This window comes from Spiroplasma culicicola AES-1 (assembly GCF_000565175.1).
Lineage (GTDB): Bacteria > Bacillota_I > Bacilli_A > Mycoplasmatales > Mycoplasmataceae > Spiroplasma_A > Spiroplasma_A culicicola.
In genome coordinates this window covers 381,397-405,112 of the sequence record NZ_CP006681.1, presented here as the reverse complement: position 1 = coordinate 405,112, position 23,716 = coordinate 381,397, and the positions used below count along the sequence as shown (strand labels likewise).

At 27.7% G+C, this 23,716-nt stretch carries 23 protein-coding genes and 1 tRNA gene; all 24 read right to left on the bottom strand.

All coding sequences use genetic code 4. The features are described 5' to 3' along the window. Window positions 1–22: 22 nt before the first annotated feature. Window positions 23–1,168: a DnaJ C-terminal domain-containing protein gene (locus tag SCULI_RS05755; RefSeq protein WP_025362952.1), complete on the bottom strand. Its 1,146-nt coding sequence runs from the start codon at window positions 1,166–1,168 to the stop codon at window positions 23–25. Window positions 1,169–1,227: 59 nt separating this feature from the next. Next, the gene (gene dnaK / locus SCULI_RS01930) at window positions 1,228–3,030 is read right to left on the bottom strand and encodes a molecular chaperone DnaK (protein ID WP_025362951.1); all 1,803 of its coding nucleotides are present in this window, start codon (window positions 3,028–3,030) and stop codon (window positions 1,228–1,230) included. A gap of 35 nt (window positions 3,031–3,065) precedes the next feature. Then, window positions 3,066–3,641, bottom strand: coding sequence for a nucleotide exchange factor GrpE (locus SCULI_RS05495; RefSeq protein WP_025362950.1), 576 nt, complete (start codon window positions 3,639–3,641; stop codon window positions 3,066–3,068). After that, on the bottom strand, window positions 3,641–4,663 hold the full coding sequence (gene hrcA / locus SCULI_RS01920; protein WP_025362949.1) for a heat-inducible transcriptional repressor HrcA: 1,023 nt from the start codon (window positions 4,661–4,663) through the stop codon (window positions 3,641–3,643). Before hrcA ends, SCULI_RS05495 begins: the two co-directional genes overlap by 1 nt. A gap of 59 nt (window positions 4,664–4,722) precedes the next feature. Next, on the bottom strand, window positions 4,723–6,870 hold the full coding sequence (locus tag SCULI_RS01915; protein ID WP_053230320.1) for an ATP-dependent Clp protease ATP-binding subunit: 2,148 nt from the start codon (window positions 6,868–6,870) through the stop codon (window positions 4,723–4,725). A 132-nt stretch (window positions 6,871–7,002) separates the two neighbouring features. Further along, entirely contained in the window at window positions 7,003–7,752 is a 750-nt protein-coding gene (locus SCULI_RS01910) for a hypothetical protein (protein WP_038648031.1), read from the bottom strand. Window positions 7,753–7,815: 63 nt separating this feature from the next. After that, on the bottom strand, window positions 7,816–8,925 hold the full coding sequence (gene hemW, locus SCULI_RS01905; protein WP_025362948.1) for a radical SAM family heme chaperone HemW: 1,110 nt from the start codon (window positions 8,923–8,925) through the stop codon (window positions 7,816–7,818). Beyond that, a complete protein-coding gene (locus SCULI_RS05490; RefSeq protein ID WP_025362947.1) occupies window positions 8,910–10,433 on the bottom strand; it encodes an MSC_0882 family membrane protein in 1,524 nt (507 codons plus the stop codon). Before SCULI_RS05490 ends, hemW begins: the two co-directional genes overlap by 16 nt. A gap of 36 nt (window positions 10,434–10,469) precedes the next feature. Continuing rightward, entirely contained in the window at window positions 10,470–10,730 is a 261-nt protein-coding gene (locus SCULI_RS01895; protein WP_084656548.1) for a TIGR04561 family membrane protein, read from the bottom strand. Between the two features lie 121 nt (window positions 10,731–10,851). Continuing rightward, a complete protein-coding gene (locus tag SCULI_RS01890) occupies window positions 10,852–11,343 on the bottom strand; it encodes a hypothetical protein (protein WP_025362945.1) in 492 nt (163 codons plus the stop codon). Between the two features lie 542 nt (window positions 11,344–11,885). Next, entirely contained in the window at window positions 11,886–12,563 is a 678-nt protein-coding gene (locus SCULI_RS01885; protein ID WP_025362944.1) for a hypothetical protein, read from the bottom strand. Window positions 12,564–12,646: 83 nt separating this feature from the next. Next, on the bottom strand, window positions 12,647–13,372 hold the full coding sequence (nadE, locus tag SCULI_RS01880; protein ID WP_025362943.1) for an NAD(+) synthase: 726 nt from the start codon (window positions 13,370–13,372) through the stop codon (window positions 12,647–12,649). A 1-nt stretch (window position 13,373) separates the two neighbouring features. Beyond that, window positions 13,374–14,666 (bottom strand): GTPase ObgE, encoded by a 1,293-nt coding sequence (obgE, locus tag SCULI_RS01875; RefSeq protein ID WP_025362942.1) that lies wholly within the window; start codon window positions 14,664–14,666, stop codon window positions 13,374–13,376. 11 nt (window positions 14,667–14,677) lie between these two features. Continuing rightward, window positions 14,678–15,034 (bottom strand): hypothetical protein, encoded by a 357-nt coding sequence (locus SCULI_RS01870; RefSeq protein ID WP_025362941.1) that lies wholly within the window; start codon window positions 15,032–15,034, stop codon window positions 14,678–14,680. A gap of 13 nt (window positions 15,035–15,047) precedes the next feature. Continuing rightward, entirely contained in the window at window positions 15,048–15,797 is a 750-nt protein-coding gene (locus tag SCULI_RS01865) for a DUF3196 family protein (protein WP_025362940.1), read from the bottom strand. A gap of 106 nt (window positions 15,798–15,903) precedes the next feature. Then, window positions 15,904–16,290 (bottom strand): 50S ribosomal protein L19, encoded by a 387-nt coding sequence (rplS, locus tag SCULI_RS01860; protein WP_025362939.1) that lies wholly within the window; start codon window positions 16,288–16,290, stop codon window positions 15,904–15,906. A gap of 5 nt (window positions 16,291–16,295) precedes the next feature. Beyond that, a complete protein-coding gene (gene trmD / locus SCULI_RS01855; protein ID WP_025362938.1) occupies window positions 16,296–17,024 on the bottom strand; it encodes a tRNA (guanosine(37)-N1)-methyltransferase TrmD in 729 nt (242 codons plus the stop codon). Then, window positions 17,025–17,528, bottom strand: a complete 504-nt coding sequence (rimM, locus tag SCULI_RS01850) for a ribosome maturation factor RimM (protein WP_025362937.1) — start codon at window positions 17,526–17,528, stop codon at window positions 17,025–17,027. It lies immediately after the preceding gene. Then, complete coding sequence (locus SCULI_RS01845) at window positions 17,515–17,769, bottom strand: hypothetical protein (protein WP_025362936.1); 255 nt, start codon at window positions 17,767–17,769, stop codon at window positions 17,515–17,517. The genes rimM and SCULI_RS01845 overlap by 14 nt, the downstream gene beginning before the upstream one ends. Before the next feature lie 2 nt (window positions 17,770–17,771). Continuing rightward, window positions 17,772–18,155, bottom strand: coding sequence for a 30S ribosomal protein S16 (rpsP, locus tag SCULI_RS05790; protein WP_025362935.1), 384 nt, complete (start codon window positions 18,153–18,155; stop codon window positions 17,772–17,774). 153 nt (window positions 18,156–18,308) lie between these two features. Continuing rightward, window positions 18,309–18,385: transfer RNA gene (locus SCULI_RS01835), tRNA-Arg, on the bottom strand. Window positions 18,386–18,436: 51 nt separating this feature from the next. Continuing rightward, on the bottom strand, window positions 18,437–20,041 hold the full coding sequence (locus SCULI_RS01830; protein ID WP_025362934.1) for a hypothetical protein: 1,605 nt from the start codon (window positions 20,039–20,041) through the stop codon (window positions 18,437–18,439). Window positions 20,042–20,295: 254 nt separating this feature from the next. Beyond that, entirely contained in the window at window positions 20,296–21,615 is a 1,320-nt protein-coding gene (gene trmFO / locus SCULI_RS01825; protein ID WP_025362933.1) for a methylenetetrahydrofolate--tRNA-(uracil(54)-C(5))-methyltransferase (FADH(2)-oxidizing) TrmFO, read from the bottom strand. A 52-nt stretch (window positions 21,616–21,667) separates the two neighbouring features. After that, window positions 21,668–23,707, bottom strand: coding sequence for an ABC transporter ATP-binding protein (locus tag SCULI_RS01820; RefSeq protein ID WP_025362932.1), 2,040 nt, complete (start codon window positions 23,705–23,707; stop codon window positions 21,668–21,670). Window positions 23,708–23,716: the final 9 nt, after the last annotated feature.

Below are 23,716 nucleotides of genomic sequence, written 5' to 3'. Positions count from 1 at the left end.
AAGATATTTTCTAGCTCTTAAATTATTCTTTAATTTCATTTTGAACTTTAAAGTCACTATCTTTTTCAAGAAGTTCAAAAGCTGCTTTTTCTTTATCTGAAATTTTATCAGGAATAACAAGATTAATTATTAAAATCATGTCCCCACGTTTTGAAGATTTAACTCCACTATATAGACCATGATGTTTTAAAATAACTTGTTCTCCATTTTTAATGTGTTTTGGCAATTTAACACTTACTTGACCATCAAGAGTGTCAACTGTTAAGTCATTATGTAATAAAGCATCTAAATATGAAACATCAATTGTTGTTTTAATATCATATTGATTTATGATACTAATTTTTTTACTTGCTTTTAGATGAATATTGGCATAAATGTGGCCACGTTCTCCCCCATTGGCTCCATAATTTCCAGCATTGCGTAAAACAATTTGTTGACCTGGACTTAGACCTTTTGGAATTGGTAAAACAATGGTTTCATTTTTCAATTTAACTCCATCACCTTTACATGGTTTACATGGATTTTTATTAACTTTTCCATTTCCTTTACATTTAGGACAAGGTTGTTGAGTTTGAAATTTGGCAATTCCCATATCTTGGAGAACTGTAACAACTCCAATTCCATTACATACATCACAAGTTGTGACATCTTTTGGATCAACTGCGCCATGACCATCACATTCTTCACATTTGGCAATTAATTTTAAGTCAACTTCCTTATCAATTCCAAACATTAATTCTTTCAATGATAAATTTAAATCAATGACAATATCTTTTCCTCTTGAAGGACCACGACTTGAGTTACGTGAAAATCCTGATGAACTTCTAGCTCCCCCACCAAAGAAGTTAGAAAATATATCTGAAAAGAAGTCACTTCCTCCACCCATATTTGAAAAGAAATCTTCAAAGCCACCAAAACCTTGGCCAAAGCCTTGTCCCATACCTTTTAAACCATCATGACCAAATTGATCATAAGTAGCTCTTTTATTGGCATCTAACAATACTTCAGCGGCTTCAGTTGCTTCTTTAAATTTTTCTTCTGCATCATGTTCTTTGTTGACATCAGGGTGATATTTTTTAGCTAATTTTCGATATGCTTTTTTAATTTCATCTTCTGTTGCAGATTTTGAAACTCCAAGGACTTCATAATAATCGCGCTTATTAGCCATAATGTAACACCTCTTTTCCTATCTTTAAAAAACAACTAGCAAGTAGTTGTTTTTTAAAATTATTTGCTTTCTTCATCTTTAGTTTCTTCTTTGTTCTCATCAGCTGGTGCTTCTTGTGATGATTGTTGTGCTTGTTGAGCTGCAATTTCTGAAGCCATTTTCATAGCTTGCTCTAATTCACTCATTTTTTTATCTAATTCATCATAATCTTCTTTAGCAATTAATTCACGAATTGATTTTGCCAATTCTTCTGATTGTTTTTTTTGATCATCACTAATTTGGGCATTACTTTCTTTTAATGATTCTTCAATCACATTTAAGTAAGTTTCTGCTTTATTTTTTAATTCAATATTTTTACGTTTTTTGTTATCTGATTCAGCATTTTCTTCTGCTTCTTTAACCATTCTGTCAATTTCTGCATCACTTAAACTTCCTGAATTTGAAATTGTAATAGTTTTTTCTTCATTGGTATCTTTATCTTTTGCAGTAACAGAAACAATTCCGTTAACATCAATTTTAAATGTAACTTCAATTTGAGGTACACCTTTTGGAGCTGGTTTAATTCCTGTTAATTGGAATTGACCCAATGATTTATTATCTCCAGCCATTGGTCTTTCACCTTGTAATACATTGATATCAACTGCTGGTTGATTATCTGCTGCAGTTGAAAATACTTGTGATTTTTCTGTTGGAATTGTTGTATTTCTTTGAATCAATGGAGTCATAACTCCTCCCATTGTTTCAATTCCTAAAGTTAAAGGAGTAACATCAAGTAATAAAACATCAGTTACATCTCCAGCCAATACTCCTCCTTGAATTGCAGCACCCATTGCAACAACTTCATCTGGATTAATTGTTCTGTTTGGTTCTTTTCCTAAAAGTGATTTTACTAATTCTTGCACTGCAGGAATTCTAGTTGATCCCCCAACCAATAATACTTGGTCAATATCAATTGCTTTTAATTTTGCTTCTTTTAAAGCATCTTCAACTGGTTTTCTTGTTCTTTCAACTAAATCTTTTGTCATTTTTTCAAATTCACTTCTTGCCAATTTTGCACTAAAGTTAACTGGTCCATTATCATTCATTGCAATAAATGGTAAGTTAATTTCAGTTTCTAATTGACTTGATAAGTTAATTTTTGCTTTTTCAGCTTCATCTTTAAATCTTTGTAAAGCCATTTTTTCTTTTGATAAATCAATATTAAATTCTTTTTTAATTTGATCTCCAATTCAAGTCATGATTTTTTGGTCAAAATCATCTCCTCCAAGTGAGTTATCTCCACTTGTTGATAATACATCATAAGTTCCATCTGCCAATTCTAATACTGAAACGTCAAATGTTCCCCCACCCAAGTCATAAACTAAAACTTTCATTTCTTTATCTTGTTTGTCAATTCCATAAGCTAATGCTGCAGCTGTTGGTTCGTTAATAATACGTTCAACTTCTAAGCCAGCAATTTTTCCAGCATCTTTTGTTGCTTTTCTTTGAGCATCATTAAAATATGCAGGAACAGTAATAACTGCTTTTGTAACTTTTGTTCCTAATTTATCTTCTGCATATTTTTTCAAGTATCTCAAAATTTCTGCAGAAACTTGTTCTGGTGTGTAATCTTTTCCTTCTAAGTTTACTTTGTATGAATTTCCCATTTCACGTTTAATTGAAATTGCAGTATTTGGGTTTGTTACAGATTGTCTTTTTGCAGCTCCCCCAACAATAATGTCTCCGTTTTTAAATGCAACAACACTAGCTGTTGTTCTTTGTCCTTCAGGGTTTTCCAAAACAATTGGTTGACCACCCTCCATAATTGCTACAACTGAGTTAGTTGTTCCTAAATCGATTCCTATAATTTTTTCTTTTGCCATATTTTTATACCTACCTTCTTATATTCTATATTTTATTATTTTGCAACTTTTACAGCTGCATGTTTAATTACTCTATCATGTAATTTATATCCATTTGAAATTACTGCAACAATTTTTCCAGTTGTAAAATCGTTTGACTCAACTTGTTCAATTGCATTGTGAATTTCTGGATTTAAATCATCTCCTAAATTTGTTGTTATCATTGATACTCCTGCATTATTTAATGCTTGATCAATTTGATTGATAATCATTTCAAATCCCATTAAATAGTTTTTGATTTCTGGATTATCTGGTGTTGATTTTAAAACACTTCTAAACATATCAATTGCTGGAATTAATTCAGTTGCAAGACGTTCTCCACCATACTTACGTACCAATACTGCTTCATTTTGGAAACGCTTTACTGTATTTTGAGTATCTGCCACTGCAATTAAACGAGCCTCTTCTAGTTTTGAGTTTTGATCGATTAAATTTGCAAATTCTAATTCAAGTTTTTCAATATTGCTCAACTCTTGTTTTTCTTCGCCTTCTTTTGTTGGTTCAACATTTAATTCTTTTTTAATGATTTCAAAAAGATTTAAAATATTGTTTTGTTCTTCTTTATTAGCCATTATTCTTCCCCCTTGTTAAATTTTTCTTCTATTTTTTGACTGATTCATTCTAGTAAATCAGAAACTCTGTCATATTGGATTCTTTTTGGTCCTACAAGTGCCAAAGTTCCCTTTCCCCCACCTTCTGTGGGGAAGTTTGTACCTACAACTGCAATATCATCATTGCCAATTCCTGTTTCTAATCCAATAGCAACAGCTGCTTTTGATGATTTGTTTGATTGTGATTTGAATCAAGCAAATGGTGAAGCATTTTCAATGAATTCAACAATATTTCTAATTTTATTGGGATCATTGAATTCAGGATTTTCAAGTAAATACTTCATTCCACTTGTTTTTGATTGAGAAGAACCTGTATGAAGTAGTGCATTTACAAATGTTTGTAATACAAACTCATATTTTTTAACTTGTTGTTTTAAGACTGGTACAATTGCTTGTGATTTAAATTCTATTTCTGAAATTTTTGAATTAATAAGTCTTTCATTAAATAAATCAATTGAAATTTTTAATTCTTCTAAAGTCACATTATCTAAATTCATGACTTTATTTTCAACTGTACCATTTGATAATACAAAGATTACAATAGCATTTGAACTTGATAAAGATATTAATTCAACTTTTGATAATAGAATTTCATCATTGGTTTCATTTTTTGAAACAATTGTTGCCAATTTTGTCATTTCACTTAAGATATGTGAAGTTTGTTCTAATATTTGATCGATGGTTGAACCTCTTTTTTTGAAAATCTCTTCAATCTGAGTTTTGACATCTTCAATGTCATTTGACTTCATTAGATTATCAACATAATAGCGATAACCTTTAGTTGAAGGAACTCTTCCTGAAGAAGTGTGAGCTTTTTCTAAAAAACCTTGTTCTTCAAGAAATGCTGATTCATTTCTAATAGTTGCAGATGATACTTCAATTGCAAGCATTTCTTGAATTCGTTTTGAACCTACTGGAGATGCTGTTTTAATGTATTCTTCAATGATTACTTGAAGAATACTTTGTTGTCTTTCACTTAGCATTTTGACCTCCCTAATCAATCCAATTTAAGTTTATCAATAGCACTCATATTATGCAAGTGCTAATTTAATTTTTTAGAGGTTGTTAACACAAAACGATTTTCTTGAACATCTAATACATAGTTTCTTTTTGGTTCAATTTCATTTCCCACAATTGCTCGAGCAATAACTGTCTCAATATTTTTTTCAATATAGCGTTTAATTGGTCTTGCTCCATATTCACGATCATAGCCTTCATCCATAATTTTTTCAATTGCAGCATCTGTAAAATTGATAATATATTCATTGTTCTCTAAAACTCTTTGTTTTAATTCCTCAAGAGTTTTTAAAATAATTTCACGAATATTTTCTTTTGATAATGGATTAAATCTCACAATGTTATCAATCCTATTTAAAAACTCTGGTCTAAAGTGAGATTTTAGTTGTTGCTCAATAACTTTTTCATCAATTAATTCTGATGGTGTAGTCATTAAGTAATCAGCTGCAATATTTGAAGTCATAATTATAATAGTATTTTTAAAGTCAATTGTTTTTCCCAATGAATCTGTAATTCTTCCATCATCTAAAACTTGCAATAGAACATTAAATACATCAGGGTGAGCTTTTTCAACTTCATCAAATAAGACAATTGAATATGGTGAACGTCTAACAGCTTCTGTTAATCTTCCACCTTCTTCATATCCAACATATCCTGGAGGAGATCCAATTAATTTAGAAACTGATTGTTTTTCCATAAATTCACTCATGTCTAAACGAATCATTTTCTTTTCACTATTAAATAATTGTTTTGCTAAACTTCTAGCAACTTCAGTTTTTCCTACCCCAGTTGGTCCTAAAAATAAGAAACTTCCAATTGGTTTTGAGGGATCTTTAATTCCACTTCGACTTCTCAAAATAGCATCGCTTACAACTTCAATAGCTTCATTTTGACCTTTAACCATTTTTCTTAAACTAGTTTCAATTCCTAATAATCTTTCTTTTTCAGATTCCATTAAGTTTTCAACAGGAATACCAGTTCATTTACCAATAATTGAAGCAACTTCATGTTCATTTACTTCTTCTGACATTAATTGTTCATCATTTTTATTTGCTTCTGATGATAATTGTTTTTCAATTACTGGTAATAATGAGTATTGGATTTCTCCAGCTCTTTCATATTTTCCATCCAATTGTGCTTGATCTAATTCTGTTTTTAATTGATCCATTGTTGAACGTAATTGATTAATTTTATCATGTGCTTTTTTCTCTTGTTCTCAAACACTATTTAATTCATTTTGTTTAATTTTCATTTTTTGCAATTCTTGTTCATTAGCTTTTAATCTTTCTTTTGATTTTTCATCAGTTTCTTTAGAAAGAGCTGCTTTTTCAATTTCCAATTGCATAACTTTTCTATTAATTTGGTCTAGTTCTGTTGGCACTGATGCCAATTCAGTTTTAATAGTAGCACTGGCTTCATCAACTAAATCAATCGCTTTATCTGGTAAAAAACGATCTGCAATATAGCGGTCACTCAATTGAGCAGCTGCAACTAATGCATTATCGTGAATTCTAACTCCATGATAAGTTTCAAATTTCTCTTTTAATCCTCTTAAAATTGAAATTGTTTCTTCAACTGTGGGTTCAGATACATAAACCTTTTGAAATCTTCTTTCAAGAGCTGCATCTTTTTCAATATATTCACGATATTCTTTTAAAGTTGTTGCACCAATCGCTTTTAATCCACCTCTAGCTAAAGCAGGTTTTAATAGGTTAGAAACATCCATTCCTCCCCCATTTCCAGTTTTTCCTGCACCAACAATTAAATGTAATTCATCAATAAATAAGATGATTTCTCCATTTTCCTTTTGAATTGCGTTTACAATTCCTTTAATTCTAGCTTCATAGTCTCCTAAAAAACTTGCACCTGCCATAACACTTCCCATATCAAGTTCTAAAATTCGTTTATTTTTTAAAACGCTAGGAACGTCTCCTTTAATAATTCTTTGAGCTAGTCCCTCTGCAATTGCTGTTTTCCCAACTCCTGGTTCTCCAATTAATACTGGATTATTTTTTGTTTTTCTACTTAAAATTCTAATTACCCTCATGATCTCATCATCTCTACCAATAATTGGATCAATTTTTCCATCTTTGGCATCTTGTGTTAAATCCCTTGTGTATTTATTAAGGATTTCTGGGTCATTTAATGGGTCTGGTTTTTGTGTAAAGTCCATAATTATACCTCCTGATTAGCACTCTATCTATTCAATTGCTAAACATTAATATCTTACAACTTAAATTAGCAATGTCAATACATAAGTGCTAATTTTTTTAATTTTTTTACAAAAAAAATAACCCAAAAAGGGTTAATTTGCTAGTCTTTTTCTTAAGTTTTGACGCATAAAAATAGCTATCATTTGAAATAATGTTGAATGCAAAATTTGATCAAAACGGTATTTTTTAACTCTTGGATTTTTAACAGTTTTTAAAACTTCTTTTTCTAAAGCAAACATTCTTAAAGGTAAATAATTATTTTTGACTAGTTGTAATTTGAGTTTAATTTCATCAAAGGTATCCTCTTTTTTAATTGTAAAAATAGATTTAAGAATTTGTTTTTGTTCAACATTAAACTGTAAACCACTATCTATTAAAATATCAAAATCAATTAATAAAATGGCTACATTTCAATGTAATATTGGTTTTTTATATAATTTTTTTGTATCTTTTTTATTTAAATTTAGTCAAATATTGGCATCATATCTAATTTGATTCAAAAAAACATGTATTAATACTTTTATTTGCATTAATTCACTGTAACCAAAAATATGTTTTTGGCGTTTTTCATATAAAAGTTGAGTTAATTGCTTAATTTTATAAATTAATTGAAGTAAAACAAAATTATCATTAAATTGAAGATAAATTGATTTAATTAATTTTTTAAAACACATATTAACAATACTTGAAGTTATTAACTTTAAATATTGTTTTGCAATCACAGTTTGAACATTAATATCTAAATTAAAGATCTGGTCTAAACCAAAATCAATTTTTTTGATTTGATCAATAATTCAAATTGATGATTGATTCTTTGATATTTTTCTTTCTTTTAAAACCATATTTTCCTCCTAATATTGTTATCGTCACAAAAAATATGATTTTGTACAAAAAAAAAAAAAAAACTACAATAAGTTAACCAAGATCTCATTAAGAATGTTTAATCCTCTCGGTGTTGCTTTTAAGTGATTTTCTTTCACTTCTAGTAGTTCTCTTTTTATTTCTGCATCAATTTTTTCACGATAAAATTCATAGATTTCTTGATTATATGGATTACTTAAATCTAAACCTTGAATTGTCCTTAGACTCATCATAATTATTTGAAAATAATAATCTTCTTGTGAAAGCTGAGTGTATTGTTTTTGATATTTTTCAACATTACCTTTATTTAAAGTTGTGAAATAAAATCCATCTTTAAATTCAAATCCAGCAGCTCCAACTCCAACTCCTGCAAATAATGAATTATCTCAATAAGTCATATTGTGACGTGAATATTTATTATCTAAACAATAATTTGAGATTTCATAACGTTGATAGCCCAATTTTTCTAATCCTTCATTAACAATATCATCAAATAATTCATCATTTCCAGGTGTTTTTAAGTTCTTTTTACCTCAAATTGAATCTTCTTTCATGATTAATGAATATCAAGAGATATGATCGGGTTTTAATTTTGAAATATATTCTAAATCAACATAAATATCTTTTCCAGTTTGATCAAATAAGTTATACATTAAATCAATACTAATATTGTCGAAACCAACTTTTCTTGCCAATTGATATTTTTCAATTGCTAATGAATTGTCATGAATTCGCCCAATTTTTTTTAATAATTTATTATTAAAAGTTTGAACACCAATACTTAATCGATTTAAATGATATTCTTGATAAATTTTTAATTTTTCTTCTGTAATTGATTCAGGATTTAATTCAATTGAATATTCAAAATCGTGTTCCTTTACATAAGGTTTTAAAATTTCACACATTTTTCTTGTTTGAGTTTCATTCAAACAAGAAGGAGTTCCCCCACCAATATAAATTGATTTAATAGCTTTTAGTTGATCTCCATATTGATCTAATTCAACTTTTAAATTATCTAAATATTCATCAATTAATTCTTCTTTATTTGGTTTAATTACTTTGACAAAATCACAATAAAAGCAAATATGTTCACAAAAAGGAATGTGAACATATAAACTATTAATTTTGCGATCATTATTTATTCTGCTTTTCATGGTTTAAGTGACTGTCCTTTTTTCTTTCTAATGATTAATCAAGGAATAACAATTGCAAATAAAATAATTGCAAGAGTAATAAAGAAAATAATTAAACATCTTGTGTTTGCTTTTTTCTTAATTTTGTTAATTTCATCAGTAGAAATTACTTCAAAACCATAATAGGCGATTAAATTATTTTTTCGATTTCTTGAAGAAACAATATTTAAAATATGAACTCCTAAAGTTACAAATAAAACAATGATATTAACGGTAATATCTGATTCAAATGATTTTAAAGTTCCTATTTTTCAAAAGAAGAATGTAATAACTGGTTCTTCACCTTTTTCAATATAACTATCATAAATTGCTTGAAAGCCATATAAGATTCCCAAACAAATTGCACCAATAATATAAGTTGAAAAACAAATTCAGTTAATATAAATTCCTCTTGAAATTAAAGCACGATAATTTCTTGTGATAAAGTATGGTACATTTTCGCGTCCATATAATAAATCACGTTGATATTTTTTAACATTTGAATATAGCAATGAATAATCTGTTAATGCTAGCCCAAAAATACCTGTAGTAATGATTAAAAATAGAATTGAAAAGAAAGGATACATTACTTGATCAACTGATAGACCTAAATATTTCTCTCCTTCACCTGCTTTATAGTAAACTGCTAACATAATTGAAGTTACAATTATTCCAATTGCACCCACGAAAAACATTAAAGCTGTACGTAGTTTTTCACTTCTAACTTCTTTGGCAATTTCTTTTGGAAGCTGATTTGCTCTTGCAAAACGTTTTGAATAATTTGAATTATCATAATCATTGTAATTGTTTGCTGGAGCCATTGGATAATTATTATATTGGTTATTGTAACCTTGACCATAAGCTTGTTGTTGTGAACCATAAGCTTGTTGTTGCATATAACGTTCATCATAAAATTGATTTTGATTTGAAAAATTATTATATCCATTTTCAACAATTTGATTTGATGGATTATATATTTGATATAAAGGAGCTGCTTCATAAACTGAAGGTTGTCCATATTGGTTTGCAATCATATCATTATTATAGTTTGGATTATAATTTTGGTTATATGCTTGTTGTTGAGGTGCTTGGTATCCATAATTTCCATAGTCAATTGGTCTTGGACTATCAAAATCAATTATTTCTTGTTGATAATTTGCAGGCATTGGATTACTATTTCTAAAATTATGCTTATTCAAGTTTGGACGATATACTGGTTGATTCATATTCATATTTTGAACATTCATATTCATCTCATTATTATAAGGTTGATTCATGTGATTATTTTTTGCATCAATCATTTGTTGTTGATACATTGCTGTTGGATTATCAAAATGTCCATTTATTTGTTGACCATTTTGCATTTGATTCATATTTGAATTTTGGAAATTTACTTGTCCAGGAACGCCAAAATTATCAGCCATATTGTTTTGCTGATTTGTTTGTTCATTATTGTTTAAAATCGGTTTTACCGCATTTAATAAACTCATAAAAATGCCCCTTTTTTTATGAGTTAAATATAAAAACTATTTTTTATGCCCTTGTTTTTGTAGTTTTTTGATTGAAGCAATTTCAATTTCAAAATCATTTCTTAAACGATCAAATTTTTCTAGTCTTTTAAAATCAGAAGCATTTACTTCTTCTTTTTCAAACACGAACTTTTGATTTTTTTTTAAAACAATTAAAAAATATAGTGTCAATGATACAAGCGCTATTAGTCCAAAAACTAAAAGTATTACTCAAAGTTCAATTGTAATGTCTAAAACTTTAAATCCTGTTAGCATCATATAATCACCTTTTTTATATTTAAGCCCATAATTGTAAATTTACCCTATCTACAATCACTACTATATTATCATAAGTTGATTAAAAGTTAAAAAAAATAAAAAAATAATCTCTTAAAAGAAATTATTCTCAACTAGCAACAAGTGCTTCAATTATGTCTTCTTTTCATTCTTCTACATCTAAGTCGTTTACAAAGAAATCAATAAATTGATCTTTGAAAGTTACAATTAAATTTGCAGAGAAATCAGATTCTTCAATTTCTAATTCAGCTAATTTACTCAAGATTTCTTGAGGATATTCTGGGTTAAATGCAATTGATTGTACACAATCTTCTGCAAAATCTTCTGCATCATTTTCTTCTTTTAATGCACCCATTAAAGCTGCATAAATTTCTTCTTTACCAATGTTTGCTTGCTTTACTAAATTAGCCTTTTCTTGAGTAGATTTTTCTTTGTTTTCTGGATTTTCAAAAACAGTATCAATATCTTCTCCAAAAATAACTACTGCAAAGTATAAACTCATCCCAGCAATTAATTCTTCAAACATCTTATCAGCAATGTCATCATTTAACTGATCAATAAATTCGCTTATTCCATTTGCTTGTTGTTCTGTCATAGTTGTTTTCTCCTTATTTTTCTTATTATCTAATAAAAACAACAATTAGTCAAAGAATTTAATCGTTATTTTGATTTAAATTAAAAAAACACAAACTTAGAATCTAGGTTTGTGTTTCAAATATTATTAATTTTTTTATATTATAAATGTCAATATTCTTTTGGCAGAAAGAATATTATGTGAGTTAAAAATTATATGAATTTTAAATATATTTTCAAACATTTATTGGGAGTATGTTTAAAAACTTAATTTATTTAAAATCAAAGATTTGTAATCTATCTAAAAGGAATTTTTAATAAAGTATATTTGTTTTATTTAGCAATTAGTAAGTTTAATAATTATTATTGAAGTAAAAATTTAATGATAAATTTTATTACAATTCAAAGTTTAAATTTTATATAGCAAGAATCAGTTATTTGAATTGCTCTAAAAAATAACTGCAAAAGTAAGTCTTAAATTTTAAAAGGATGTACATTTTAATTATTCTTAATTTTAACTATCTACAAACAGTAATATTTAAACGTTCACTAGTTTTGATTTTATTAAGATCTAATTGCTAAATCGCTATTGTTAATGAAATTATTTTGATAATCAACAAGATCACCCTTAATTTCATGAGAAAGTTTAATTAAAATTGTCTTTTTATAATTGGTAACAAAGAAATTAATTGATTTTCTAGTTAAAATCTTTACTTTAACTAAGAAATTATTAATTTTATTTGCAACAGCTCAAAAATATTGTTTTGTAATTCTTTTTAAAGTTTTAATAAATAAAGTTTTTCAATATATGCACTTAATTTGATTAAATCTTTTATAAATTCAGCGATTTAAAAAATAACTGCTAATTGCAATTGAAAATAAAATAATTGATAAGAAATTAAATTGTTTATAATTTTGAACATTTGGATTATATGCACTTAAAAACAAAATAAAAACACATGCAAAGAAGAATAAATTCTTCCTTATAATTTCAAAACGTTTATTCTTATTTTTAACTCCAAATTTAAAAACTCACCCTATTAAATGTAAACTAAATGTAATAAATAAAATACGTCAATAAGCTCAAAATAAAATAATTGAACTTGCAAGACTGTTTCTAATTAAATTTGAATAAAGTGATGAATACACTAGTGAAAAGAATATTCCAAAACCAAAAATAGTTAATAAAGTTTTGAAAAAATGACCATTAAATTTTCATTTTAATTTAATTTTAGTATCCACAATATCACCACGTTCCACTATCATAATTATACATAAGATATAGTCAATAAATTTTTAAATTAAAAAGCAGTTTAAAAAACTGCTTACTTTTTATTAGGCATTGGTGCGCCATTTCTTTTGTGTTGTGAGATTTTGTGTAAATAATCAACTCGTTCTTTAACATTATTTTCAACTGGTTTTCCAGCTAAATAATCATCAATTAAGTCATATCCAAATCCAATTTCTGCTTCATCAGTTTGGTTTTCTCATAAACTTGCAGTTGGAGCACGATTTATAATTGAATCGGGAACTCCTAAAAATTTAGCGCCTTCTCTTACTTCACGTTTTAGTAAATGTACAATTGGAAGTAAATCAACTCCTCCATCCCCAAATTTAGTAAAGTAACCAATATGTCATTCATCAGCATTGTCTGTTCCTAAAACTAAATAATTATGAGTTTGTGCCATTGAATAAAGTGTGGTCATTCTCAATCTTGCTTTACTATTTGCAAGAGCAAGATCTGATTGTTGAATTTGAGAATTATTCAAGCTTTGTTTTAAAACTTCAAATGGTTCTTTTAAATCAACTGTTACATTTTTTAAATCAAATGCCTCAATTAAATCTTCTTTGCATTCTTCGTCTAATTGACTTGATTGACAAGGCATTCATACAGTTAAATAATCATTTGGAAATGCTTTTTTTGCAAGAGCAGCTACAAGTGCAGAATCAATTCCTCCACTTATTCCAACAATTACTCCTTTTTGATTAGCTTTTTTAACTTCTTCACGTAATCATTCAACTAAATAATCTAAATATTCTTTCAATTCCATATTAGTCCATCCATTCTAATTCAATATCAAAGATTTTCACAACGTCTCCACGTTGAGCTCCCTTTTCTCTTAACATATCATATGCTCCAAGAGTTTTTAATTTCTCATTAAATAGTAATAAGTTATCATGAGTTGAAATTGGTGTTTTTTGATAAACTTTTAAAACATCATTTCCTTCAATACTTCATCTACCATTTCCAAGATTTCTAACTTGAACATCTTTAAGATCTGATTCAAAAGTATATACTTTATAATCACTAATTTCTTGGTCTTCAATTAATCACAGTGGTTCATCTTTGACATTTTCTAATTGACTTCCAATTTCTAATAATAGAGCATCAATATTGTTTTTTGTTAATCCAGAAACTTCAATTATTTTTTTATCTTTAAATTGTTCTTTAAAGTATAAAAGATTAATTTGTGCTTCTTCAATATCAATTTTATTTGCAACAATAATTTCAACTCTTTTATCAAGATTAAAATTGTAGTCTAATAATTCTTTGCGAATTAAATTGTAATTTGCAACAACATCTTCAGTTGCATAGTTTCCAGACATATCAATTACGTGACAAATAATTTTACATCTTTCAATATGGCGTAAAAATTCGTGACCAAGGCCTTTTCCAAGACTAGCGCCTTCAATCAAACCAGGTAAATCTGCAACTGTAAATGTTCTTCCTTGCTTATCTCTTGAAACTCCCAATTGGGGATTAATTGTTGTAAATGGATAATCTGCCACTTGGGGTTTAGAATTTGAAATAGCTCTCAACAAAGTTGATTTACCTGCATTTGGCAATCCTACAAATCCAACATCTGCTAAAACTTTTAACTCTGCTTTAATATTTATTTCTTGTCCAGGGTCTCCTGCTTCAAAAATAGTTGGGGCTTTATTTCGTGAGTTTGCAAATCTTGCATTTCCTCTTCCACCTTTTCCACCTAAAGCTAAAATTTTTTCTTGATCATTATCTGTAAAATCTGCCAATAGTTCATCAGTATCGGCATTAAATAATACAGTTCCAACAGGTACTTTAATGTAAGTATCTTTTCCATTTTTTCCGTGCATGTTTTTAATGTCACCTTTAAAACCATCTTGTGCTGTATAAAATTTTTGCAATTTTAAGTCTAAAAGTGAAGATTTTCCTTCATCAGCAACGAAAATAACATCGCCACCTTTTCCACCATCACCACCATTTGGACCTCCATTAGCAACATATAATTCATGACGAAAAGAGACGGCCCCATCGCCACCTTTTCCAGATTTAATATTAAAATATGCTAAATCTACGAATTTCATTTAATCACCTTTTATTCTTCTTCTTGATCTGAAGCATCAGAAATACTAATTTCTCCATCAATTAATTGTTGATAACAATTATCACATGCAAATGTTGGCATTCCAATTGAAGCGTTATAATCATCAACTTCTTGTCATGCACCAATTGGTCCTTCCATTAATTCATCTAATTGCTCATCTGTAATATCGGGATTTTCTTCCATTGCTTCTTGTGCAATTTGTCCAATTGTTTTTGGAGCGTTTTGAGCAACATATCCAATTTCATCAATTCCACAAACTGAACAAGTTATTCCAAAAATTTGCATCATTATATTTTTATTATCTTCAAATTTTTTAAAGTCCTCTGGACTAAATACTGTCTTTTTCATTTATAAACTTCTCCTAAATTAAATTTTCAAACTTTTCTAATAATAACATTGCTTTATCATTATTAAAATTAATTTTTTGATTTATTTCATCATCAATTTCTAAACCAAGAGCTTTTTGAGAATAAATTGCAATTGCCCCAGCAATTTCATTAATTGAATAATCTGGCATTCTAAAATCTGGGAAAATATTGTAATAATAAGTATTGGCAACTTGAATACAAACTGTATGTAAACTTGGATTAATATCATAAATCGCATTTTCTAAAATATGTTCTAATTCCTTTAAGAATTTTTGAGATTCTTTTAAATCAAAAGTTGCTGGATTAATGCGAATCGTTAAGTCTCCTTTTTTAATTTCAAAAATTTCATCCATTTTTTGTTCTATTAAAACCATTAATAAAAATGTTTTATATTCATTTTTAATATCCACATTTAGAAAATAAGCTTTAATTTGGTCTAAAAGTTTACGCGCATTTAAACCTCTTAGTGCATCAAAAGCTACCAAATGCAATTGTTGATCTAATGATTGAGTCATAATTTCACTAACTTTATCAAGGTTTCAATTCAAATAACTATTATCAACATTTTGGGATAAAAGTCCATTTATTTTTCACGAAATTTCTTCTAATTGATTTTCAAAATCGAATGGAACATATGGCACATTTAATTCATCTCTGACCAAGTTCATTGCTTGCTCGTATTCGCCTTCTTGAATAAGATTATTTATTTTTTCAATTATTTCTTGATAATAGTTATTTTCCATTTTTCTCTTCCTTTATGTGCATTTATATTTTAGCAAATTTTGAATACTAAAAAATGACTATCAAATAAAAAAACCACATTAAATGTGGTTTTGATTATTTATTAAATTATTTTGCTTTTTTTAATTCTTTTGCTTTAGTATTCACAACTTCTTTAATACGAGCAGCTTTACCAGATAATTTTCTAATGTAGTAAATTCTAGCTCTTCTTACACGTCCACGTTTAACAATTTCGATTGATTCGATAATTGGTGAGTGAATTGGGAAAGTTCTTTCAACAAAAACACCATTTGAATTTTTTCTTACACAAACAGAATATGAGATTCCACTTCCTTGAGTTTTAATTACAACTCCTTCAAATGCTTGAATACGGAATTTTTCTCCCTCTTTAATTTTTACATTAACTTTAATAGTATCTCCTGATGTAAATTCTGGAAGATTTGTATTTAATTGTTCATCAATTAAAGATTTTGTGTTTTTAGTTAACATATTCATAAATTCTATTCTCCTTTCGTATTTTTTAATTCTTGAAGATATTTAAGATCTTCGATTGATAAGTTTTCTTCTTTTAATAAATCTGGTCTTTTATTATATGTATTTTTAATTCTGCCTTGTTGACGAAACTTTTCAATGTTTGCATGATGGCCACTTAATAATACTTGGGGAACCACTTTGTTTTCAAATTCAACTGGTTTTGTATAAACTGGGTGATCTAGTAAATCATTTTCAAAACTATCGTTTTGATGTGATTCTTGTGCAATTACTCCATCAACCAATCTTGCAATTGAGTCAATTAGAATTAAACTTGCAATTTCTCCCCCAGTTAAAACATAATCTCCAATTGAAATTTCTAAGTCAACATAATCTAAAATTCTTTCGTCAAATCCCTCATAATGTCCACAAACTATAATTAAATGTTTTTCTTGAACACGATATTGATTTGCCAATTTTTGATTTCAAGTTTTACCTTGAGGACTTGTCAAAATTACAAGTGAATCTGCTGTTTTAACACTATTGATTGCCTTGACAACTGGTTCAACCATTAAAACCATACCTTTGCCCCCACCAAATTGATAATCATCAACTTGATTGTGACTATTAATTCCAAAGTTTCGCAAATCAATTATTTCAATTACTATTTTATTTTTTTCAATAGCTCTTTTAATAATTGATTCACTAATGTAAGCATTTATCAATTGAGGAAATAATGTAATAATTGAAAATTTCATTTATTTTAACCTCTCAATGTTTTTGACATAAATAATTTTAGTGTCATCATCACAGTTTATGATAAATTCATCAACATAAGGAATTCAATATTGTGTTGTTTGGTTTTCTTGTACTTTAAGTAGATCTTGAGCACCATTGAACATTACTTCTTTTACTATTCCAACAATGTGATTGTTATTGCTCACTTGATAATTTACTAAATTAACTTCTTGTTCTACTAAATTATCTTCAATTTTAAATAGCACAATGTGATTTTTAAATTTTTGAGCAGTATTAATATCATCAATTCCAGATAATTTTAAAATCATCTTTTGTTTTTGTTGATAAAATCTTTCAATTGTATAAACATCAAAGTTATTTTGATTATCTTTTAAAAAGATTTGTTTGTTATTTAAATCATCAACTAAATAAAATTCATTATTTAGTCAAAACTTAAATTCACCTTTAATTCCATGAGTTGAAATTAATTTTCCAACCTCAAGTAGTTTTTTATCCAAACTCATCAAATACCTCCACAAGAATTTTTACTTTCTTTGCGCTAATTGATTCTTTTACATTAAAGGCATCAACAATAGTTGTGACAACATTAATTTTTTTATTCACATACTTATCATATGCTTGTTTTTCTAAAACCAAGACAAATTGATAACTATTATCAGTTTCAATTGATTTTTTAAAAACATAATAAGTGTCTTGTAACATTGTTTCAAGTAAATTAGAAATTAATACATATACTTGATCCATAATTATTCAGCTGCAGCTTCTTCTTTAACTTCTGCTTCTTTTTTTGGAGCAGCTTTCTTTGGAGCTACTGCTTTTTTAGGAGCAGCTTTTTTTGCAGGTTTATCTTTTTTAGGTGCATTTTTTTTGTTTTCTAATTTAACATTGTGTAAATCAGTTAAAACACCTTCTTTTGATAAAAGATTTCTAACAGTATCTGTTGGTTGTGCTCCTTGTTGCAATCATTTTAAAGCAATATCTTTTTTAAGTTGAACTTCTCCATTAATTGGGTTGTAAGTTCCTACTAATTCGATGTACTCTCCATCACGTTTAACACGTGCATCTGAAGCAACAATTCTGTAAAAAGCAGCTCTTTTTTTACCAGCTCTTTTTAATCTTAGTTTTACCATATTTTTCCTCCTATTTAATCTATTTTAAGAACATTAATAATATTATATTAAAAAAATACTTTGTCAAGTATTTTTACTTAACAAAGTATTTTTTTAATATAACAAATAGTTTCAAATAAAAAAGGAACAAATGTTCCTTTATTTTCTTTTAAATGGCGCCCACGAGAAGATTCGAACTTCTGACCCTACGCTTAGAAGGCGCATGCTCTATCCTACTGAGCTACGTGGGCAAAATAAGACAAAATAATAATAGCAAAATTCTATTTATTTTGCTATATATTTTAATCTTTTTTTCAATTTAGTAGTTTTAGTGGTAGTTCTAAGTGAATCTTTAAATTATCTGCCAATTCTTGTTTTGTTGTTAATGATTTAATGTTTTCATATTCTAAGCAATATTGTTTAAAAATATCATACATTTTTTGAACTGTTTCTTGAGTTTGGACTGTGTGATCTAAAGGATGAGGTCCAAAAATAACTAAATTGTAAGTTAATAATTCTTGTAAAGAATAGTCAAATGTTCTTGCAGTATACGTTTCAATTGATAAAGAAAAAGTCATAATTCGACCCAGTTTATCTAATGCTGGTTTATTTAAATAATCTTCAATTGAATTATATTTAGCTTCAATTACTTCATTAATTTCATCTTCACTTATATAGAATCAGTCATCTGAAAAGTTTTCTGAATCAATCTTTCTTTTATACTTACAATCTTTAACTTCTTCAAAAATATCTAAAATTTCAACAAATAATTTCTTTTTAGTTGCAATTTGTGAATCAACAACTTTTGGTAAATATTCATGAGTTAAAAGCAACATTCTAATTTCTGAAAATACTTTTAAAACAATTTTGCACATAGCAATTAACTTATCAAAATCAACACTAATATGTCTTTCATTTTTTGATTCAATATAAGGTTTTAAAATATCAAAGTTAATTTGTTGTAAGCTAAATGGTGACATTATTACTTTGTCAAAGTTTTTAATTTTGTGTGTTAAATTACCTTCACTATCAACTAACTTGTCATTATAAATATAAATTGGTAAATAGTTTTCAAGCATATCGTAAACTTCTTCACCATCTCCAAGCATTGTAACAGCACTAATTTCATCTTTCATTAAAATAGTTGAAACTTTTGTTAATTGAAATAATGCTTTAAAACGTTCTTTAATATCAAAATTAGTTCATTTAGAAATTGAAAAGTTACTTAAAAACATACCTCATTCTTCATCATTTTCAATCAATTCAAATGTTTCTTGTAAATATTCAATTTCTTTTGGTTTTCATTCTCTTCCCGAATGATATTTTCGTGTTAAGTTATCTTTTTGATAATATTTTAAAACTCTTTGATATAAACCTTGATCATCAAATACCTTGATTAAATTTAAAGTAAATAAAAAAGGATACAGCATACTTGTTTTTAGTTTTCCATCATCTGCATGATGGTTAATATCATATTCAAAGTTGATAATTGATTCTCTCAAATATGCTCCATTTAAACTATAAACTTGACTAGTTTTTTTAAAACAATATGCATTAATATAGGGTATTAACAAACCTGCAATAATATCTTCTGCTAATTGAAGCGTTTCTTCATCTTTTAAAGTAATTTTTTTTGGTTTTTCTTTAACAAAGCGATATCTAACTTTATATAATTCTTCTAAATTTTCAATAATATAATTAACATATTCATTGGTATCTTCTAACGGGATTTCTTCAAGTTTAATGCCACGATACAAAGTATATTGAAAAACACCTAAATAAGTTAGAGCATATAAAGAATTTATTAATTCTTTTTCAGTTGTAATATAGTATTTTAATTGAGCATTATCTTTGACAAGTGTATGTAAACCATATCAAAATATACTCTCTTTTTCAAAACTTTTCATGGACACCTCATAACTATAAAATTGTAGTCTTTTTATTCAAAATTTACAATTAAGTTACAAATAAAAAACCCTTTAAACAAAGGGTTTTTTTATGAATTATTATTTACATTCACATTTACATGTACTACATTTGTCATCTAATTGGCATTTACAATTTTGACAGTCTTTACAAGTTTTTTCACAGCTCATAGTTATGACCTCCTCAAGGTAACTAACCTACTTTTATTGTATTCTTAAAAAAGAAATAAGATATCTTATTTATATATTTTTATAAATTCTTTCATAGCTGTTAAAGCTCTTGAAGAATACATTTCTTTTCTTATAGCTTTTTTAACTTTTTTTGTCATTTCTAAAGGAGAAACAATACTTCAATTTGCTTTCATTGGTTGAAAATCAACGGAACTTGTTGAAATAATATAATTTTGTAATCCTCCCATAACAGTTTCTTTTGGAAATGGTTTTAAGGGCTGATCTAATATATATTTATACATATTTAAAGCACTAATAATTCCACTACTACATGATTCAACATAACCTTCAACTCCTGTAATTTGACCTGCAAAAAAGACATTGGGATTAGTCTTTAATTGATTAAATTGATTCAATAAACTTGGAGAATTAATAAAATTATTTAAATGCATAACTCCATATCTAACAAATTGAGCATTTTCTAATCCTGGAATTAAACTAAAAACACGTTTTTGTTCACTTCAAGTTAAATTAGTTTGAAAACCTACCATATTATAAAGATTGTCAGCTGCATTATCTTGGCGTAATTGCACCACTGCAAAATTGTCTGTTCCATCTAAATTTCTTAAACCTGCAGGTTTAAGTGGTCCAAATGTTAAAGTATCAAAACCACGTTTAGCCATTACTTCAACAGGCATACACCCTTCAAATACTTTTAATTCTTTTTCTGCATCCAAATGAGATTCACTTAATTTTGCATTAACCAATTCATTGTAAAATAATGTATATTGCTCTTTTGTCATTGGACAATTGATATAATCTTGAGTTTCACCTTTTTCATATCGATTTTTTCTAAAAGCAACTTCCATATTAATTGAATCTTTTTCAATAATTGGAGCAACTGCATCATAAAAGTAAAAATAATCTTTTCCAACTAATTGAGCAATTGAATTTTGCAGACTTTCACTTGTTAAAGGTCCTGAAGCTATAATTGTCAATTGTTCTGGATCAATTTGATTCACTTCTTGTTCAATGATTTCAACATTGGGGTGATTTTTTAATTTATCTGTAATTGCCTGTGAAAAAATACTTCGATCAACTGCCAAGCTTCCCCCAGCGGGAATTTGGGCTTGATAAGCACATTCAATTATTAAAGAATCAAACATTTTCATTTCTTCTTTCAAAGTTCCTACAGCATTTGCTAAATCAGTTGATCGCAATGTGTTTGAGCAGACCAATTCTGCAAAAGTATCTAATTCTTGAACAGGATTTCTTTCTATTGTTTTCTTTTCGTATAATTTAACCTTAATATCGCGATTGGCCAATTGTCATGCAGCTTCACAACCTGCTAGACCTGCGCCAATAATATGTACAACTTTTTCCATTGTTTAATTATAACAAATAAAAAATCAACCACTTAAAATGGTTGATTTATTTTTATTCCATTAGTCCAGCTTCATATAATTTTTTGAAGTGTCCATCTTTATTTTTTAATTCTTCGAATGTACCAACTTGTGCCACACCTTTGTCTCTTGCAAGTACAATAATTTGGTCACAATTTTTAATTGTTGATAATCTATGAGCAATAGAAACTGTTGTTCTACCTTTCATCAATTTATCTAATTCTGCTTGAATTTCTTTTTCAACAATATTATCAAGTGCACTTGTAGCTTCGTCTAAAATTAACACTTCAGGATCTTTTAAAATCATTCTGGCAATTACTAAACGTTGTTTTTGTCCCCCAGATAACATAAATCCACGTTCACCAAGAACTGTATCATATCCTTCTGGTCATGTTCTCACTAAACTATCTAACTCAGCTTTTTTAGCAGCTTCAATTGCTTCTTCATCAGTTGCATCAAATCTACCATATTTAATATTGTCAAGAACTGTTCCAAATAAAATTTGAGGTTCTTGTTCAACATACCCTACTTTTTCTAAGTAACTTGATAATTGAATATCTTTTAAATCAATGTTTCCATTAATTAAAACTTGTCCTTCACTTGGGTCATAAAATCTTAATAGCATTTTTGCAATTGTAGATTTTCCAGCCCCAGTTTCTCCAACAAAGGCATAACTTTTACCATGTTTAAATGTAAAATCAAATTTTGGTAAAATAACTTTTTCTGGTTTTTCTGGATATCTAAATTCAACACCTTTTAAAGTAATATCTCCATCAATTTTATCAATGTGAATTCCTTCTTCTGGGTTATAGTGTGAATCAATTCTTGATTTTGATCTAATAATTTGATCAATTCTTGCAGATGCTGTTGATGCTTGTACAAGACCAGCAGTTACTCTAGCCAATTGCATAATTGGTCCAACCATTGTTCCAACTCCAGAAATAAATGAAGATAATGTAACTGCTAAGATTTGAGGTTGATCATTATAGAAAAATGCCGCTGCAATAACAATTACCATTTGAATTGAAGAAATTCCAGCAACCATTACAGTAATTACAGTTGATTGCATTGTAATTAATTTACTTGATTTTTTATAGTAATCTTTGTGAATTTCTTTAAATCTTTCAGTTTCATATAATTCTGTTCCTGAAGCTTTAATTAATCTAACTGTAGCAATTCTATCAGTTACATCTCCATTAATTGAAGTAATTGAATCTCTTACTTTAAATACTAATTTTTTAACAATTCCAAATGTTGAAAACATTATGATTAGAATTGTTGCCATTAATGCAACTAAAACTCCTGTTAGTTTTAAATCAATTGTACATAACATTCCAAGTGAACCAAAGAATGTAAATACTGCAGATAACATAGTTACTGGAATTTGTTGTGCTTGTTCTCCAATAATTTGTGTATCTGAAACAATTTTTGTAAGGATTTCTCCTATTTTTTTATCAGAATAGTAACTCATATCTTGTTTTACTAATCTTTCAAGTGCTTTATTTCTTAATTCAATTTCAATATTTTTTCCCATTAGTCCTGCTAATCAGTTTGAAAAATATGTAAAAATTGCAAGTGCTGCAAATAAACCTAATTGAATATAAATTCAATGATTTCAGTTTAATTCTAGAGATCCCAAAGTTGTATAATAACCTGTTGAATCTTTAATAATATCAACTGCAGCTTCTTGATTTTCAGCTGCCATAAGTTTATCAAATAAACCTTGAGAAATTTTTGCTTGAGACCCACCTTTTTCTAATAAACTATTAAATGATTCAATAGTTTTTGGAATTTCTGGAGTCTCAAGAAAAGTAACTAATACACCTGCTGCAACAGCTGGGGCCATTAAGTTACCCATGATGTTTTGAATTATTTTTGGTCCAACAACAGTTGTTGCTGCTGATAATCCAGTAATGAATACGATTGCAAAACCGATTCATAAATGACGTCTTAAATAATGGAATATAATCCCAAAGAACGTACTTCCTCTCCCCTTAATTTTGATATCAATTTCTTGCTCTTGATTAATTGGTTCAGAAGTGTTTGTTTTGGCTTCTTTCATTGTTTCTGCCATTATATTTCA